The following is a 14,389-nucleotide window of genomic DNA, read 5'->3' as shown; positions in this document are numbered from 1 at the left end:
ATTCCTAGTTCAACATTAATAAAAGAACCAACATCATGGCCGCGATCAGTGTCGAACCCTGCACCTTCGCCCTCTTTGGCGCCCTCGGCGACCTGGCGTTGCGCAAGCTGTTTCCCGCGCTCTACCAGCTCGACCGCGCCGACCTCCTGCACCCGGATACCCGCCTGCTGGCCCTGGCCCGCGAGCCGGGCAGCGTGCAGGAACACCTGAACAACATCGAAGCCCATCTGCGCCGTCATGTGCCAGAGGCCGAGATCGATGCCGCTTCCCTGGGGCGCTTCCTCGGGCGCCTGAGCTACCTGCACCTGGACTTCGTCGAGCCCGAGGGCTACCAGGCCCTGGCCGAGCAGGCGCCGAGCGGGCAGCCGCTGATCGCCTACTTCGCCACGGCGGCGGCGGTCTATGGCGCGATCTGCGAGAACCTCGACAAAGCCGGCCTGGCCTCGCGCACCCGAGTGGTGCTGGAAAAGCCCATCGGCCATGACCTGGAGTCGTCGCGCCGGGTCAACGACGCCGTGGCGCGGTTCTTCCCCGAGAGCCGGGTCTACCGCATCGACCACTACCTGGGCAAGGAGACGGTGCAGAACCTGATCGCCCTGCGTTTCGCCAACAGCCTGTTCGAAACCCAGTGGAACCAGAACTCCATCTCCCATGTGGAGATCACCGTCGCCGAGAAGGTCGGCATCGAGGGCCGCTGGGGTTACTTCGACAAGGCCGGCCAGCTGCGCGACATGATCCAGAACCACCTGTTGCAGCTGCTCTGCCTGATCGCCATGGACCCGCCCAGCGACCTGTCGGCCGACAGTATCCGCGACGAGAAGGTCAAGGTGCTCAAGGCCCTGGCACCGATCACCGGCGAAGGCCTGAGCACTCATGTGGTGCGCGGCCAGTACATCGCCGGCTTCAGCGACGGCAAGCCGGTGCCGGGCTATCTGGAAGAGGACAACGCCAACGCCCAGAGCGACACCGAGACCTTCGTCGCCCTGCGCGCCGATATCCGCAACTGGCGCTGGTCGGGCGTGCCGTTCTACCTGCGCACCGGCAAGCGCATGCCGCAGAAGCTGTCGCAGATCGTCATCCACTTCAAGGAAACCCCGCACTACATCTTCGCCCCGGAACAGCGTTTGCAGATCGGCAACAAGCTGATCATTCGCCTGCAACCGGACGAAGGCATTTCGCTGCGGGTGATGACCAAGGAGCAGGGCCTGGACAAGGGCATGCAGCTGCGCAGCGGCCCGCTGCAGCTGAACTTCTCCGACACCTGGCGCAGCGCGCGGATTCCGGACGCCTACGAGCGTCTGCTGCTGGAAGTAATGCGCGGCAACCAGAACCTGTTCGTGCGCAAGGACGAGATCGAATACGCCTGGAAATGGTGCGATCAGCTGATCGCTGGCTGGAAGACCAGCGGCGACGCGCCCAAGCCCTATGCGGCCGGTTCCTGGGGGCCGATGAGCTCGATTGCATTGATCACTCGTGATGGGAGGGCCTGGTATGGCGATATCTGAACTGCAACTGCCGGCGACGGTGAAGGCGCATCAGCTGGCTGATGCGAAAACCCTGGCGGCGACCCTGGCCCATGACGTGGCCGAGCGCCTGCGTCAGGCCATCGCCAGCAAGGGCCAGGCCTGCGTGGTGCTGTCCGGCGGCCGCAGCCCGGTGCCGTTTCTCGAGAAGCTGGCGGCAGAGGTGCTGGACTGGTCGAAGGTCACCGTGAGCCTGGCGGACGAGCGCTGGGTGCCGGTGGCGCACGACGACAGCAACGCCGGCCTGCTGGCCCGCCACCTGCTCAAGGGTGGTGCGGCCAAGGCGCGTTTCATCGGCCTGTACCAGAGCGGCGCGACCCTGGAGGCCGCCGCCGAGCAGGCTGATCAGGTACTCGCCGACCTGCCGCCGATCGATGTGCTGGTGCTGGGCATGGGCGATGACGGCCACACGGCTTCGCTGTTCCCGGCCAGCCCCAACCTGCGCCAGGGCCTGGCCAAAGTGGGTGAGCGTCGCTGCCTGCCGATGCTGGCGCCGAGCGTGCCGCACCAGCGCCTGAGCATGACCCGCGCGCTGCTGGCCAGCGCCGGCTTCATCGCCCTGTCCGTGCAAGGCGCGGGCAAGCTCGCCACCCTGCGTGCCGCCCTGGCGGCCGAAGACCCAACCGAAATGCCGATTCGCGCCTTTCTTCACGATCCCCTGGACATCTACTGGTGCCCATGAGCCAAGGACCCATTGTCATGACCACCCTCGAACGCCCACAGCCTTTGCTCTCGATGGCCGAGAAAGCCGAGCGCATCGACGCGATCTGCGACCAGGCGCGCATTCTGCCGGTGATCACCATCGCCCGTGAGGAGGACATCCTGCCCCTGGCCGACGCCCTGGCCGCCGGCGGCATCCGCACCCTGGAAGTGACCCTGCGCTCGCAGCATGGCCTGAAGGCCATCCAGGTGCTGCGCGAGCAGCGTCCGGAACTGTGCGTCGGTGCCGGTACCGTGCTCGACCGCGGCATGTTCGCCGCCGTCGAGGCCGCGGGCGCGCAGTTCGTCGTCACCCCGGGCATCACCCAGGACATTCTCGAAGCGGGCGTGGACAGCGACATTCCGCTGCTGCCGGGCATCAGCACGCCTTCGGAGATCATGATGGGCTATGCCCTCGGCTACCGTCGCTTCAAGCTGTTCCCGGCGGAGATCAGTGGTGGCGTGGCGGCGATCAAGGCCTTTGCCGGCCCGTTCGGCGACATCCGCTTCTGCCCGACCGGCGGGGTGAACCCGGCCAACGTGCGCAACTACATGGCCCTGCCCAATGTGATGTGCGTGGGCGGCACCTGGATGCTCGACAGCAGCTGGATCAAGAACGGCGACTGGGCGCGGATCGAGGCGTGCAGCGCCGAGGCGATGGCATTGCTGGACTGACAGATTTCGTTGTGTGCTACACGGCTTGTGGGGCGCTTGGTCGGCGCCCCTTTTTTTCGCCTGCGAAATTTGTGTTGCCAATGCTGGCCCTATCGCGGGGCAAGCCCGCTCCCACGCCTGCGATGAAAGGCACGTGGGAGCGGGCTTGCCCCGCGATAGGGCCTGTATAGGCAATAAAAAAGCCCGCATCGAGGATGCGGGCTTCGATCATCGGCGATGGTTTACGCCGCCTTGGCCTGCTGCTGGCTCAGCGACCGGTTCAGCGCGCTGAACAGCGCCTTGAAGCTGGCGGTGGTGATGTTCTCGTCGATCCCCACGCCGTGTACCGGACGCCCACCGGCCACGCGCAGCTCGATGTAGGCCGCCGCCTTGGCGTTGGTACCAGCGCCGATGGCGTGTTCGTTGTAGTCCATGATCTCCACGCTGACCGGCAAGCCGGCCACCAGCGCTTCCAGGGCGCCGTTACCTTTACCGTGCCAGTGCAGTGTGGTCTCGCCTTCACCGGAGACTTCCACCTGCACATGGCTGCTGCCGTTCTCTTCCTGCAGGCGGTGGCTGACCAGTGCATACGGTGCGTTGGCCTGGAGGTATTCCTTCTGCAGCAGCTTGTAGATCTGCTCGGCGGTCATTTCCAGGCCGAGACGGTCGGTCTCGCCCTGTACCACCTGGCTGAACTCGATCTGCATGCGGCGCGGCAGGCTGATGCCGTACTCCTGCTCGAGCAGGTAGGTGATGCCGCCCTTGCCCGACTGGCTGTTGACGCGGATCACCGCCTCGTAGCTGCGGCCGATGTCGGCCGGGTCGATCGGCAGGTATGGCACTTCCCACAGTTCGCCGTCCTGCTGTTTGGCGAAGCCCTTGCGGATGGCGTCCTGGTGCGAGCCGGAGAAGGCGGTGTGGACCAGGTCGCCGACATACGGGTGGCGTGGGTGTACCGGCAGCTGGTTGCACTCCTCGACGACCTTGCGCACGCCGTCGATGTCGGAGAAGTCCAGCTGCGGGTCGATGCCCTGGGTGTAGAGGTTCAACGCCAGGGTCACCAGGTCGACGTTGCCGGTGCGTTCGCCGTTGCCGAACAGGCAGCCTTCGGCACGGTCGGCGCCGGCCATCAGCCCCAGTTCGGTGGCGGCGATGCCGGTGCCACGGTCGTTGTGGGTGTGCAGGCTGATGATCACGCTGTCGCGGCGGTTGATGTTGCGGCAGAACCATTCGATCTGGTCGGCGTAGACGTTCGGCGTGGCGACTTCGACGGTGGCCGGCAGGTTGAGGATGATCTTGTGCTCGGGGGTCGGGTTCCACACCTCGATCACCGCGTCGCATACTTCCTTGGCGAATTCCAGTTCGGTGGCGCTGAAGGTTTCAGGCGAGTACTGGAAGGTCCACTGGGTGTTCGGCTGCTGGGCGGCGTATTTGACGAACAGCTTGGCGGCGTTGACCGCGATGTCCTTCACGCCCTGCTTGTCCTGGTTGAAGACGATGCGGCGGAACGACGGGCAGGTGGCGTTGTACAGGTGGACGATGGCCTTCTTGGCCCCGCGCAGGGATTCGAAGGTCCGGGCGATCAGGTCTTCACGGGCCTGGGTCAGCACCTGGATGGTGGTGTCGTCCGGGATGTGGCCGTCTTCGATCAGGGTGCGCACGAAGTCGAAGTCGGTCTGCGAGGCAGACGGGAACGACGCTTCGATTTCCTTCACGCCCACCTGCACCAGGGTCTTCCAGAACCGCAGCTTCTTTTCCGAGTCCATCGGCTCGATCAGCGACTGGTTGCCATCACGCAGGTCGGAGCTGCACCAGATCGGCGCCTGGGTGATGGTCTTCGACGGCCAGGTACGGTCAGGCAGGTCGATGGTCGGGAACGCGCGGTATTTCTTCGAAGGGTCTTTGAGCATGGTCATGCAAGCAATCCTTTTTATGTGCGGCCGTGATCGGGCCTGCCAAACGAAAACGAGAGAAAAAGGCGAGGCGACGCGATTCACCCTGGTAGTCGGGCGCTGACCAGGCAGAGGCTGCGGTGTTGTCGGAGCAGGGTGCTGAAGATGTTCATAGGCTCAACCCTAACCAGTGGGTTGGGGGATGGCAAGCATTGCGAGAAAATTGAGAGGAATGCTTAAAAAAACGATGCTTAGGAGTTTTTGTGGCTGCCAATAAGGTCTTATTGAGATATTATTGCGTGATGTTTTTTCATTGCGCAAATCGCGGGGCAAGCCCGCTCCCACGATGCCACCGTCGGCTGCGTGGGAGCGGGCTGGCCCCGCGATTACGCATTCAGGGCTGGAACGCGCCGATGAAAATCGCAGGATCGACCCGTGCATCGTTGAGGCTGACATTCCAGTGCATGTGTGGCCCGGTGGCCCGGCCAGTCGAGCCCACGCGGCCGACCACCTCGCCGCGGCGCAGCACCTGCCCCGGCTTCACGTCGATCTTCGACATGTGGCAGAACATGCTGATGAAGCCCTGGCCATGGTCGACGAACACCGTGCGGCCATTGAAGAAGTAGTCGCCCACCAGGATCACCTTGCCATTGGCTGGGGTCTTGATCGGCGTGCCGGCCGGTACGGCGAAGTCAAGGCCCGCATGGGGGTTGCGTTCCTCGCCGTTGAAGAAGCGGCGCACGCCGAACTTGCTCGACAGCGGGCCGTTGACCGGCTTGTCGAGGATCAGGTTGCTCGGCAGGGTCGGGCTGAAACTGCGGTAGGCCTTGATCTGTTCGGCCAGCTCGCGGTCGATGCGCTTCAAGTCCTCGGGCTCGGGGTTGACCTGGCGCTTGTTCTTCAAGGTGATGTGCTGCTCGGGGTATTTCTTGCTGCCCACGCTGAAGCGGATATCGCGTCCACCTTGGGTGAGCACGGCGCTGCCGGGCTTCTGGGTGAGCGGGATGCCGACGATGGCCAGCCAGTTGTCCTGCTCCTTCACCACCAGCACCGGCTTGCCGTCGAAGCGGGCGCTTGGCGCGCTGGCGGCCGGCCCCAGATTGACCACGGCCACGCCGCCGGGCACCGGCTTGTCGAGGGTGCGGGTGATGTAGCTGGCCTGGGCCGTGGTGAGCGGCAGCAACAGGGCGAGGGCGAGCAGGGGCGCGAACAGGCGGGGCATGTGTCAGTCCAGTAGCGAGAGGGTGACCGGAGTCTGGTGGTTGTCCTCGACCCGCACCTTGAGCTCGCCTTCCTTGAGGCGGGCGGTCAGGCGCTGGCCGTTGTGGGTCTGCGCGGCGCTGCGGATGGCCTGGCCACGCTCGTCGAGCAGGATGCTGTAGCCACGGGCAAGGGTGGCCAGTGGGCTGACCACCTGCAAGGTCTGCAATTGCGCCTGGAAACGCTGGCGACGGTCCTTGAGCACGTCGCGCATGGCCCGTGGCAGGCGCTCGGCCAGGCTGTCCAGGCGCTGGCGCAGCAATTTCAGGCTGCGCCCTGGATGCTGTGCGGCCAGGCGTGTGTCGAGACGGCCGAGGCGTTCGTGGCGCTGGCTCATGCCAAGCATGAAGGCGCGACGCAGGCGCATGTCCAGGTCGTCCAGGCGCTGGGCCTGCTGGCGCAGGCGCTCGCCAGGATGGCGCAGGCGTCGGGCCAGGCCCTCCACACGCAGACGGTCGTGGGCCAGGCGGCTCTGCATGCGCAGCAGCAGGCGCCGTTGCAGGCTGTCGAGGCGCTGCTGCAGGCCGCTGCTGTCCGGGGCGAGCAGTTCGGCGGCGGCCGATGGCGTGGGTGCGCGCACGTCGGCGACGAAGTCGCTGATCGACACGTCGGTCTCATGGCCCACGGCGCTGACGATCGGTGTCACGCAGGCGGCCACGGCACGGGCCACGGCCTCTTCGTTGAAGCACCAGAGGTCTTCCAGCGAGCCACCGCCACGGGCCAGGATCAGCGCGTCGAAGCCCTGTCGGTCGGCCATCTGCAGGGCGCGGACGATCTGCGCGATGGCCTCGCGGCCCTGCACGGCGGTGGGAATCAGGTTGAGTTCGACCTGCGGTGCGCGGCGGCGGAACACGCTGATGATGTCGCGAATCACCGCGCCAGTGGGCGAGGTGATGATGCCGATGCGTTGCGGATGCGCCGGCAGCGGCTGCTTGCGATCGGTGCTGAACAGCCCCTCGGCGCCGAGCTTTTCCTTCAAGGCTTCGAAGGCCAGGCGCAGGGCGCCGTCGCCGGCCGGCTCCACCGTGTCGAGGATCAGCTGGTAGTCGCCACGGCCCTCGAACAGCGAAACCTTGCCGCGCACCTTCACCGCCAGGCCATCACGCAGGGCCTGGCGCACGCGGGCGGCGTTCTGCCGGAACAAGGCGCAGCGGATCTGCGCGCCGCTGTCCTTGAGGGTGAAGTACAGGTGGCCGGAGGCCGGGCGGGCGAGGTTGGAAATCTCGCCTTCCACCCAGACGCTGCGGAACACGTCCTCGAGCAGCACGCGGGCGCGGCCGTTGAGCTGGCTGACGGTGAGGACCTCGCGGTCCAGGCCGAGTCGTTCGAAAGGGTCTCTGATCATGGCGGGCATCATAAAGGAGCGAAGGCCTGGTTGTCTGTGCCGGCCGCTATCGCGGGGCAAGCCCGCTCCCACGTACATACGACCTAGGGCGTGGGAGCGGGCTTGCCCCGCGATAGCGGCCTTCAGCCTTGCATGATCGCCACGAACTGGCGCACCAGCTCCCCGGCATCCCGCCGGCAAGCCAGCGCCACGGTACTTTGGCACGCCTCGGCCAGTGGCACGAAACGCACCAATGGCGGGGCGATCTCGCGCATGCTCGCCGGCAACAACGCCACCCCGAACCCGGCCTGGATCAGCTGCAGTTGCGTGGTCTTGCGCGACACCACCTGTGCCGCCTGGGGAAAGAATCCTTCGTTCATGCACAACGACGCCGACAGGTAGCTCAGCCCGCCGCGCTGGCGATGGGGTATGGAAATGAAGCGCTCCTCGCGCAGTTGCCCCAGCCGAACACTGTCCGCCGTGGCCAGTGGATGGCTTGCCGCCACCGCCAGCAACAGCGGTTCGTCGAACAGCGCATGCAGCTCCACGCCCTCGTGCTGGCGCAACACCGGCAGGCGCAGCAAGCCGATCTCCAGGCGGCCTTCGGCGATGTCTTCCAATTGCGCCTCCGACGATTGCTGGGCGATCTCCAGCGAGACGCCAGGGTTGTCCTCAAGGTAGGTGCCGAGGCGCTGCAGCAACTGACCGGTCAACGGCACGGTGCTGGAGTGGTTCAGCCGTAAGCTGCCGCGCAGGCCCTGGCCGACTTCCCGGGCCAGGCGTTCGGCCTTGTCCAGGTCGGCCAGCAGGCGCCGGGCACGCTCGAGGAACAGTTGACCGGCGGCGGTCAGCCGGGGTTGGCGCGCGGTGCGTTCGAACAAGGCCGTGTCGAGCTGCAGTTCCAGCTCCTTGATCTGCCGGCTCAAGGCCGACTGGGCGATGTATAGCCGTTCGGCGGCGGCGCTGAAGCTACCGCTTTCGGCGATTTCGACGAAGTAGCGCAATTGGCGGGTGGAAGTCATGTCATGCCTTTTCGAGATGGCTCATGGCGTAAAGGCATATTAGTCGGCATGGCTTGTCGCTGGCTAACCTTCAGCTGTCTTCCCAGGAGCTGTCGCGATGTTCGCTCAACTGCCGTTTTCCGCCCTCGACTGGCTACCGATCCTGCTCGGCGTGGCCGTGGCCTATATCGTCTTCGGCATCGCCGGCTTCGGTACCGCGCTGGTCGCAGGCCCGGTGCTGATCCATTTCATGCCGCTGTCGCGGATCATCCCGCTGCTGGTGCTGCTGGACTTCGTCGCCGCGCTCGGCAACCTGCTGCCGTCGCGGCGTGACGTGGTGCGCGGCGAACTGCTGCGCCTGCTGCCGTTCATGGCCGTGGGCTGCACGTTGGGCGTGGTGTTCCTGCTGCGCTTGAAGTCGGATGTGCTGCTGTTGCTGATGGGCGTGTTCGTCACCGCCTATGCGGTCTATGGCCTCGCGGTGAAGGTGCGACCGGCGAGCCTGTCGGCGTTGTGGGCGGCTCCCATGGGCACCGTGGGTGGGTTGTTCGGCGCCTTGTTCGGCAGCGGTGGCTTTCTCTACGCGATCTATCTGGGCGCACGGCTGGAGGCCAAGGAGCAGGTGCGCGCGACCCAGGTCGCATTGATCAGCTGCAGCACCGTGGTGCGCCTGTCGCTGTTCCTCATCGCCGGGGTCTATGCCGACGCCAGCCTGCTGTCACTCGCCGCCTGCCTGCTGCCGGTGATGGTCCTCGGCACCTGGCTGGGGCGGCGGCTGACCCTGAAATTGTCCCGCGAGGCCTTCGTGCGGCTGATCACCTGGCTGGTGCTGGCCAGCGGCCTGGCGCTGATCGGTCGCTATCTGAGTGTCTGAGCAGGCGGTAGAATGCGCGACCACCGCAGTCTGCAGGCCCCTCGCGCATGAACACCCAGAGCATCATCGTCCCCAAACTCTCCACCGTGCCGGTCCACGAGGCCCGTGCCCGCGCCATCCTGCGCTGGCTGGTGCGCGAGAAGATCGTCGAGGAACAGCTGACCACCTGTGGCCGCACCGGTAACCGCATGGGCCATGCCTTGGCCGAGGGGGCGCGCAAGGTAGCTCTGCACCCGCACAAGCTACCGCTTGGCGAGCAGGTCAATGGTCTGGAGGTGATGCTCAAGCGCTGCATCTACACCCCCACCGACGGTTTTCTCGAAGAGGCCGGCTGCCCGGAATGCCGGCGCGAGGTGGGCGAGCCGCTGTTCGAGAGCCTGGAAGAATGGATGCCGGGGGTGAGCGACAATTTCACCTGCCCGCTGTGCGGCTTCGAGGATGACATCAATGGCTTCCTCTACCTGCAGCCCTGTGCCTTTTCCAACCTGGGGTTCATCTTCAACAACTGGGGCGAGGCCGGGTTCACCCAGGCCTTTCTCGACAGCTTCGCCGACTGGCTGGACCAGCCGGTGGCGGTGGTACAGGTAAAACTGCCGCAAGGCTGACCGAAGGCCCTTATTTTGCATTGAGCGGCGCGCCATGGATGGGTATAATGGCGCGCTTCCATTTTTCCCTCCCGGGAGCCCCCGCGATGCTGCGTATCAGCCAAGAAGCCCTGACCTTCGACGATATCCTCCTTGTACCTGGCTACTCCGAGGTACTGCCCAATGAAGTCAGTCTCAAGACCCGTTTGACTCGTGGCATCGAGCTGAACATTCCCCTGGTCTCCGCCGCCATGGATACCGTGACCGAAGCGCGCCTGGCCATCGCCATGGCCCAGGAAGGCGGCATCGGCATCATCCACAAGAACATGACCATCGAGCAGCAGGCCGGCGAAGTGCGCAAGGTCAAGAAGTTCGAGGCCGGCGTGGTCAAGGACCCGATCACCATCGACGCCGACGCCACCGTGCGCGACCTGTTCGAACTGACCCGCCTGAACAACATCTCCGGTGTTCCGGTACTGGCCAACGGTGATCTGGTCGGCATCGTCACCTCCCGTGACGTGCGCTTCGAGAACCGCCTGGACGCCAAGGTGCGCGAGGTGATGACGCCCAAAGAGCGCCTGGTCACCGTGCGCGAGGGCGCCGACAAGAACGAAGTCCGTGAGCTGCTGCACAAGCACCGCCTGGAAAAAGTCCTGATCGTCGACGACAAGTTCAACCTCAAGGGCATGATGACCGTCAAGGACATCGAGAAAGCCAAGGCCTACCCGCTGGCCAGCAAGGACGACCAGGGTCGTCTGCGCGTTGGCGCCGCAGTCGGCACCGGCAAGGACACCGGTGAGCGCGTTGCCGCCCTGGTGGCCGCTGGCGTTGACGTGGTGGTGGTGGACACCGCCCACGGTCATTCCAAGGGCGTGATCGATCGCGTTCGCTGGGTGAAAGAGACCTACCCGCAAGTGCAGGTGATCGGCGGCAACATCGCCACCGGCGCCGCCGCCAAGGCCCTGGCAGAAGCCGGCGCCGACGCGGTCAAGGTCGGCATCGGCCCAGGCTCGATCTGCACCACCCGTATCGTTGCCGGTGTCGGCGTGCCGCAGATCAGCGCCATCGCCAACGTCGCCGCCGCGCTGGAAGGCACTGGCGTGCCGCTGATCGCCGACGGCGGCATCCGTTTCTCGGGTGACCTGTCCAAGGCCATCGTCGCCGGCGCTTCGTGCGTGATGATGGGTTCGATGTTCGCCGGTACCGAAGAGGCTCCGGGTGAAGTCGAGCTGTTCCAGGGTCGCTCCTACAAGGCCTACCGTGGCATGGGCTCGCTGGGTGCCATGGCACAGGCGCAAGGCTCCTCCGACCGCTACTTCCAGGACTCCTCGGCCGGCGCCGAGAAGCTGGTGCCGGAAGGTATCGAAGGCCGCGTGCCGTACAAGGGCGCCCTGGCCGCGATCATCCACCAGCTGATGGGCGGCCTGCGTTCGTCCATGGGCTACACCGGCAGCGCGACCATCGAAGAGATGCGCACCAAGCCGGAGTTCGTGCGCATCACCGGTGCCGGCATGGCCGAATCCCACGTGCATGACGTGCAGATCACCAAAGAAGCCCCTAACTACCGCGTAGGCTGAGGCTTCAAGCAATAGCAAGCGGGGCTGTCACGACAGCCCCGTGTCGTTTCCGATTTCCACTGACGAGATTGAGTCATGGCCCTCGACATTCACGCTCACCGCATCCTGATCCTCGATTTCGGTTCCCAGTACACCCAGCTGATCGCCCGCCGCGTGCGCGAGATCGGTGTGTACTGCGAGCTGCACCCGTTCGACATGGACGATGAAGCGATCCGCGAATTCAACCCGCGCGGCATCATCCTGGCCGGTGGCCCCGAGTCGGTCCACGAAGCCAACAGCCCGCGCGCCCCGCAGGCCGTGTTCGACCTGAAGGTCCCGGTACTGGGAATCTGCTACGGCATGCAGACCATGGCCGAGCAGATGGGCGGCAAGGTCGAAGGTTCCGACCTGCGCGAGTTCGGCTACGCCCGCGTCGACGTGGTCGGCAAGAGCCGCCTGCTCGACGGCATCGAAGACCACGTCGATGACGACGGCGTGCTGGGCCTGGACGTGTGGATGAGCCACGGCGACAAGGTCACCCAGATGCCGGGCAACTTCAGCGTGCTGGCCAGCACCCCGAGCTGCCCGATCGCCGGCATGTACGACGACGCCCTGGGCTACTACGGCGTGCAGTTCCACCCGGAAGTGACCCACACCAAGCAAGGCGGTCGCATCCTGTCGCGCTTCGTCCAGGACATCTGTGGCTGCGAAGCCCTGTGGACCCCGTCCAACATCGTCGAAGACGCCATCGCCCAGGTTCGCGAGCAAGTTGGTTCGGCTAACGTCCTGCTGGGCCTGTCCGGCGGTGTCGACTCCTCCGTGGTTGCCGCGCTGCTGCACCGCGCCATCGGCGACCAGCTGACCTGCGTGTTCGTCGACAACGGCCTGCTGCGCCTGCACGAAGGCGACCAGGTGATGGCCATGTTCAAGGAGAACATGGGCGTCAAGGTCATCCGCGCCGACGCCGAGAAGCAGTTCCTCGACAACCTGGCCGGCGAAGCCGACCCGGAGAAGAAGCGCAAGATCATCGGTCGCACCTTCATCGACGTGTTCGATGCCGAGGCCAGCAAGCTGGACAACATCCAGTTCCTCGCCCAGGGCACCATCTACCCGGACGTGATCGAGTCGGCCGGCGCCAAGAGCGGCAAGGCCCACGTGATCAAGTCGCACCACAACGTCGGTGGCCTGCCGGAGGAGATGAACCTCAAGCTGGTCGAGCCACTGCGCGAACTGTTCAAGGACGAAGTGCGCAAGATCGGCCTGGAGCTGGGCCTGCCGTACGACATGGTCTACCGCCACCCGTTCCCGGGCCCCGGCCTGGGCGTGCGCATCCTCGGTGAAGTGAAGAAGGAGTACGCCGACATCCTGCGTCGCGCCGACCACATCTTCATCGAAGAACTGCGCAAGGCCGACTGGTACCACAAGACCAGCCAGGCGTTCGTGGTGTTCCAGCCGGTCAAGTCGGTCGGTGTCGTCGGCGATGGCCGTCGCTACGCCTGGGTCGTGGCCCTGCGTGCCGTCGAGACCGTGGACTTCATGACCGCGCGCTGGGCACACCTGCCGTACGAGCTGCTGGAAACCGTCAGCGGTCGCATCATCAACGAAATCGACGGCATCTCCCGCGTCACCTACGACGTGTCGAGCAAGCCGCCGGCCACCATCGAGTGGGAATGATCGTGAGCCCGGCCCGGGCCGTGATCCGATAAGCGCAAAGCCCGCCGTCAGGCGGGCTTTGTCGTTTCTCAGCAGTGCCTGGCGACGCTGGCGTCCTGGCGTCGCTCAAGGCGTGTCAGGGACAGCAGCAGCGCTGCGCCTGCCAACGCTGCGGCCAACCACAGCATGTCGGCCAGGCCGAGCTCGTCCACGATCTGCCCTCCCGCCCACGATCCCAGGGCAATAGCGCCATTGAACACGGCAATGTACAGCGCCGTGGCCACCTCCACCGCCGATGGCGCCGCCTTGATCATCCAGGTCATCAGCCCGACCGAAACGCCGCCATAGGCCAGGCCCCAGGTCAGCAGCGCGATGGTGCCGCCGACGGGCGTGTGGCCGACGCTCAGAAACATCGCCGGCACCAGCAGCAGTCCCAGTGCGATCAGCGCCAAGGTCGTGCCCGGCCGCTTCGAGGCGAGCAGGCCGACCAGGAAGTTGCCGGTCATCCCGGCCACGCCATAGGCGAACAGCAGCGCGCCGATCCATTGGCCATCGAACCCGGACCAGCCAAGCAGCAGGGGGCGCACGAAGGTGAAGGTCAGGAAGTGCCCCGCTACCAGCAACAGGGTGAGCAGCAACCCGATCCGTAGCGTACGATTGCCCGATTGCGCGAAAAACTGCCGCGCTGTCACCGCGCTGGCGACAGGCAATGGCGGCAGCACGGCGAGGTGCAACAGCAGCACCAATGCGCTGAGCGCGGCCATGCCGGCGAACGCCCAGCGCCAGCCGACGAAATCACCGATCATCGCGCCCAGCGGCACGCCCAGCACCGAGGCGGCCGCCACGCCACCAAAGATGATGGCCGTCGCCAGGCCGACGGCAGGGTTGGCTACCAAGCGTGCGGCCAGCCCTCCGGCGATGGCCCAGATGCCGCCGATGCAGAAACCGACCAGCACCCGTGCCGCCAGCAGCCAGCCGATGTCCGGGGCCAGCGCCGAGGCGAGGTTGGCGAGCGCCAGCAGGCCCAGCAGGCCGCAGAGGATCCGCCGGCGGTCCACGCCGCCGGCGGCGACCACGACCAGAGGGGCGAACAGCGCGGCCAGCAGCGAGGGCAGGGTCAGTGTCAGGCCGGTGGTGCCGGTGCTGCTGTCCAGGGTTTCGGCGATGGGCGTCAGCAAGCCCACCGGCAACATTTCCGTGGTGACCACCGAGAAGGTGGCCAGACCCGCGGCGCCGACCGCGAGCCAATTGTCATGCAGGGGTGCTGCGCCAGTCGATGTGCCCATGATCCAGTCCCTTGTCACTGCGAGGTGTGTTGGCGAAAATACGTGCAATGCGTATGAATGGATCATATACATACGCTTTGAAT

The 14,389-nt window shown here is 65.6% G+C and carries 12 protein-coding genes; 7 read left to right on the top strand and 5 right to left on the bottom strand.

Features of this window, described 5'->3' with window-relative positions; all coding sequences use genetic code 11:
* The first annotated feature begins 35 nt into the window (after positions 1-35).
* Genes zwf through ACYUME_RS21000 form a run of 3 tightly spaced genes read left to right on the top strand, consistent with a single transcriptional unit; the run spans position 36 to position 2,897 of the window.
* The gene (gene zwf / locus ACYUME_RS21010; RefSeq protein WP_186734093.1) at positions 36-1,505 is read left to right on the top strand and encodes a glucose-6-phosphate dehydrogenase; all 1,470 of its coding nucleotides are present in this window, start codon (positions 36-38) and stop codon (positions 1,503-1,505) included.
* Positions 1,492-2,205: a 6-phosphogluconolactonase gene (pgl, locus tag ACYUME_RS21005; RefSeq protein ID WP_460416679.1), complete on the top strand. Its 714-nt coding sequence runs from the start codon at positions 1,492-1,494 to the stop codon at positions 2,203-2,205. The genes zwf and pgl overlap by 14 nt, the downstream gene beginning before the upstream one ends.
* 17 nt (positions 2,206-2,222) lie before the next feature.
* Positions 2,223-2,897, top strand: a complete 675-nt coding sequence (locus ACYUME_RS21000) for a bifunctional 4-hydroxy-2-oxoglutarate aldolase/2-dehydro-3-deoxy-phosphogluconate aldolase (RefSeq protein ID WP_279881680.1) — start codon at positions 2,223-2,225, stop codon at positions 2,895-2,897.
* Positions 2,898-3,118: 221 nt separating this feature from the next.
* On the opposite strand, the gene leuA is transcribed toward ACYUME_RS21000, so the two are convergent.
* The 4 genes from leuA to ACYUME_RS20980 form a co-directional block, all read right to left on the bottom strand.
* On the bottom strand, positions 3,119-4,792 hold the full coding sequence (leuA, locus tag ACYUME_RS20995) for a 2-isopropylmalate synthase (RefSeq protein ID WP_186713889.1): 1,674 nt from the start codon (positions 4,790-4,792) through the stop codon (positions 3,119-3,121).
* 370 nt (positions 4,793-5,162) lie between these two features.
* Positions 5,163-5,990 carry a M23 family metallopeptidase gene (locus ACYUME_RS20990; RefSeq protein ID WP_279881674.1) on the bottom strand — a complete coding sequence of 276 codons (828 nt, stop codon included), beginning with the start codon at positions 5,988-5,990 and terminating at the stop codon, positions 5,163-5,165.
* Between the two features lie 3 nt (positions 5,991-5,993).
* Positions 5,994-7,373 carry an exodeoxyribonuclease VII large subunit gene (gene xseA, locus ACYUME_RS20985; protein WP_460416677.1) on the bottom strand — a complete coding sequence of 460 codons (1,380 nt, stop codon included), beginning with the start codon at positions 7,371-7,373 and terminating at the stop codon, positions 5,994-5,996.
* Positions 7,374-7,495: 122 nt separating this feature from the next.
* The gene (locus ACYUME_RS20980) at positions 7,496-8,374 is read right to left on the bottom strand and encodes a LysR family transcriptional regulator (protein WP_460416675.1); all 879 of its coding nucleotides are present in this window, start codon (positions 8,372-8,374) and stop codon (positions 7,496-7,498) included.
* 97 nt (positions 8,375-8,471) lie between these two features.
* On the opposite strand from ACYUME_RS20980, the gene ACYUME_RS20975 reads away from it, so the two are divergent.
* The 4 genes from ACYUME_RS20975 to guaA all read left to right on the top strand — a co-directional run bounded on the left by ACYUME_RS20975 (position 8,472) and on the right by guaA (position 13,041).
* Positions 8,472-9,227 (top strand): sulfite exporter TauE/SafE family protein, encoded by a 756-nt coding sequence (locus ACYUME_RS20975; RefSeq protein WP_460416674.1) that lies wholly within the window; start codon positions 8,472-8,474, stop codon positions 9,225-9,227.
* Positions 9,228-9,274: 47 nt separating this feature from the next.
* Positions 9,275-9,832, top strand: a complete 558-nt coding sequence (locus ACYUME_RS20970; protein ID WP_460416672.1) for a sugar ABC transporter ATPase — start codon at positions 9,275-9,277, stop codon at positions 9,830-9,832.
* Positions 9,833-9,918: 86 nt separating this feature from the next.
* Entirely contained in the window at positions 9,919-11,388 is a 1,470-nt protein-coding gene (guaB, locus tag ACYUME_RS20965) for an IMP dehydrogenase (protein WP_279881663.1), read from the top strand.
* 75 nt (positions 11,389-11,463) lie between these two features.
* On the top strand, positions 11,464-13,041 hold the full coding sequence (gene guaA, locus ACYUME_RS20960) for a glutamine-hydrolyzing GMP synthase (protein ID WP_279881661.1): 1,578 nt from the start codon (positions 11,464-11,466) through the stop codon (positions 13,039-13,041).
* A gap of 68 nt (positions 13,042-13,109) precedes the next feature.
* Here guaA and ACYUME_RS20955 read toward each other — a convergent pair whose 3' ends face one another.
* Positions 13,110-14,306, bottom strand: coding sequence for an MFS transporter (locus ACYUME_RS20955; protein ID WP_460416670.1), 1,197 nt, complete (start codon positions 14,304-14,306; stop codon positions 13,110-13,112).
* Between the last annotated feature and the right edge of the window lie 83 nt (positions 14,307-14,389).

The organism is Pseudomonas sp. microsymbiont 2, from assembly GCF_054788395.1.
This window is presented reverse-complemented; position numbering and strand designations above follow the sequence as displayed.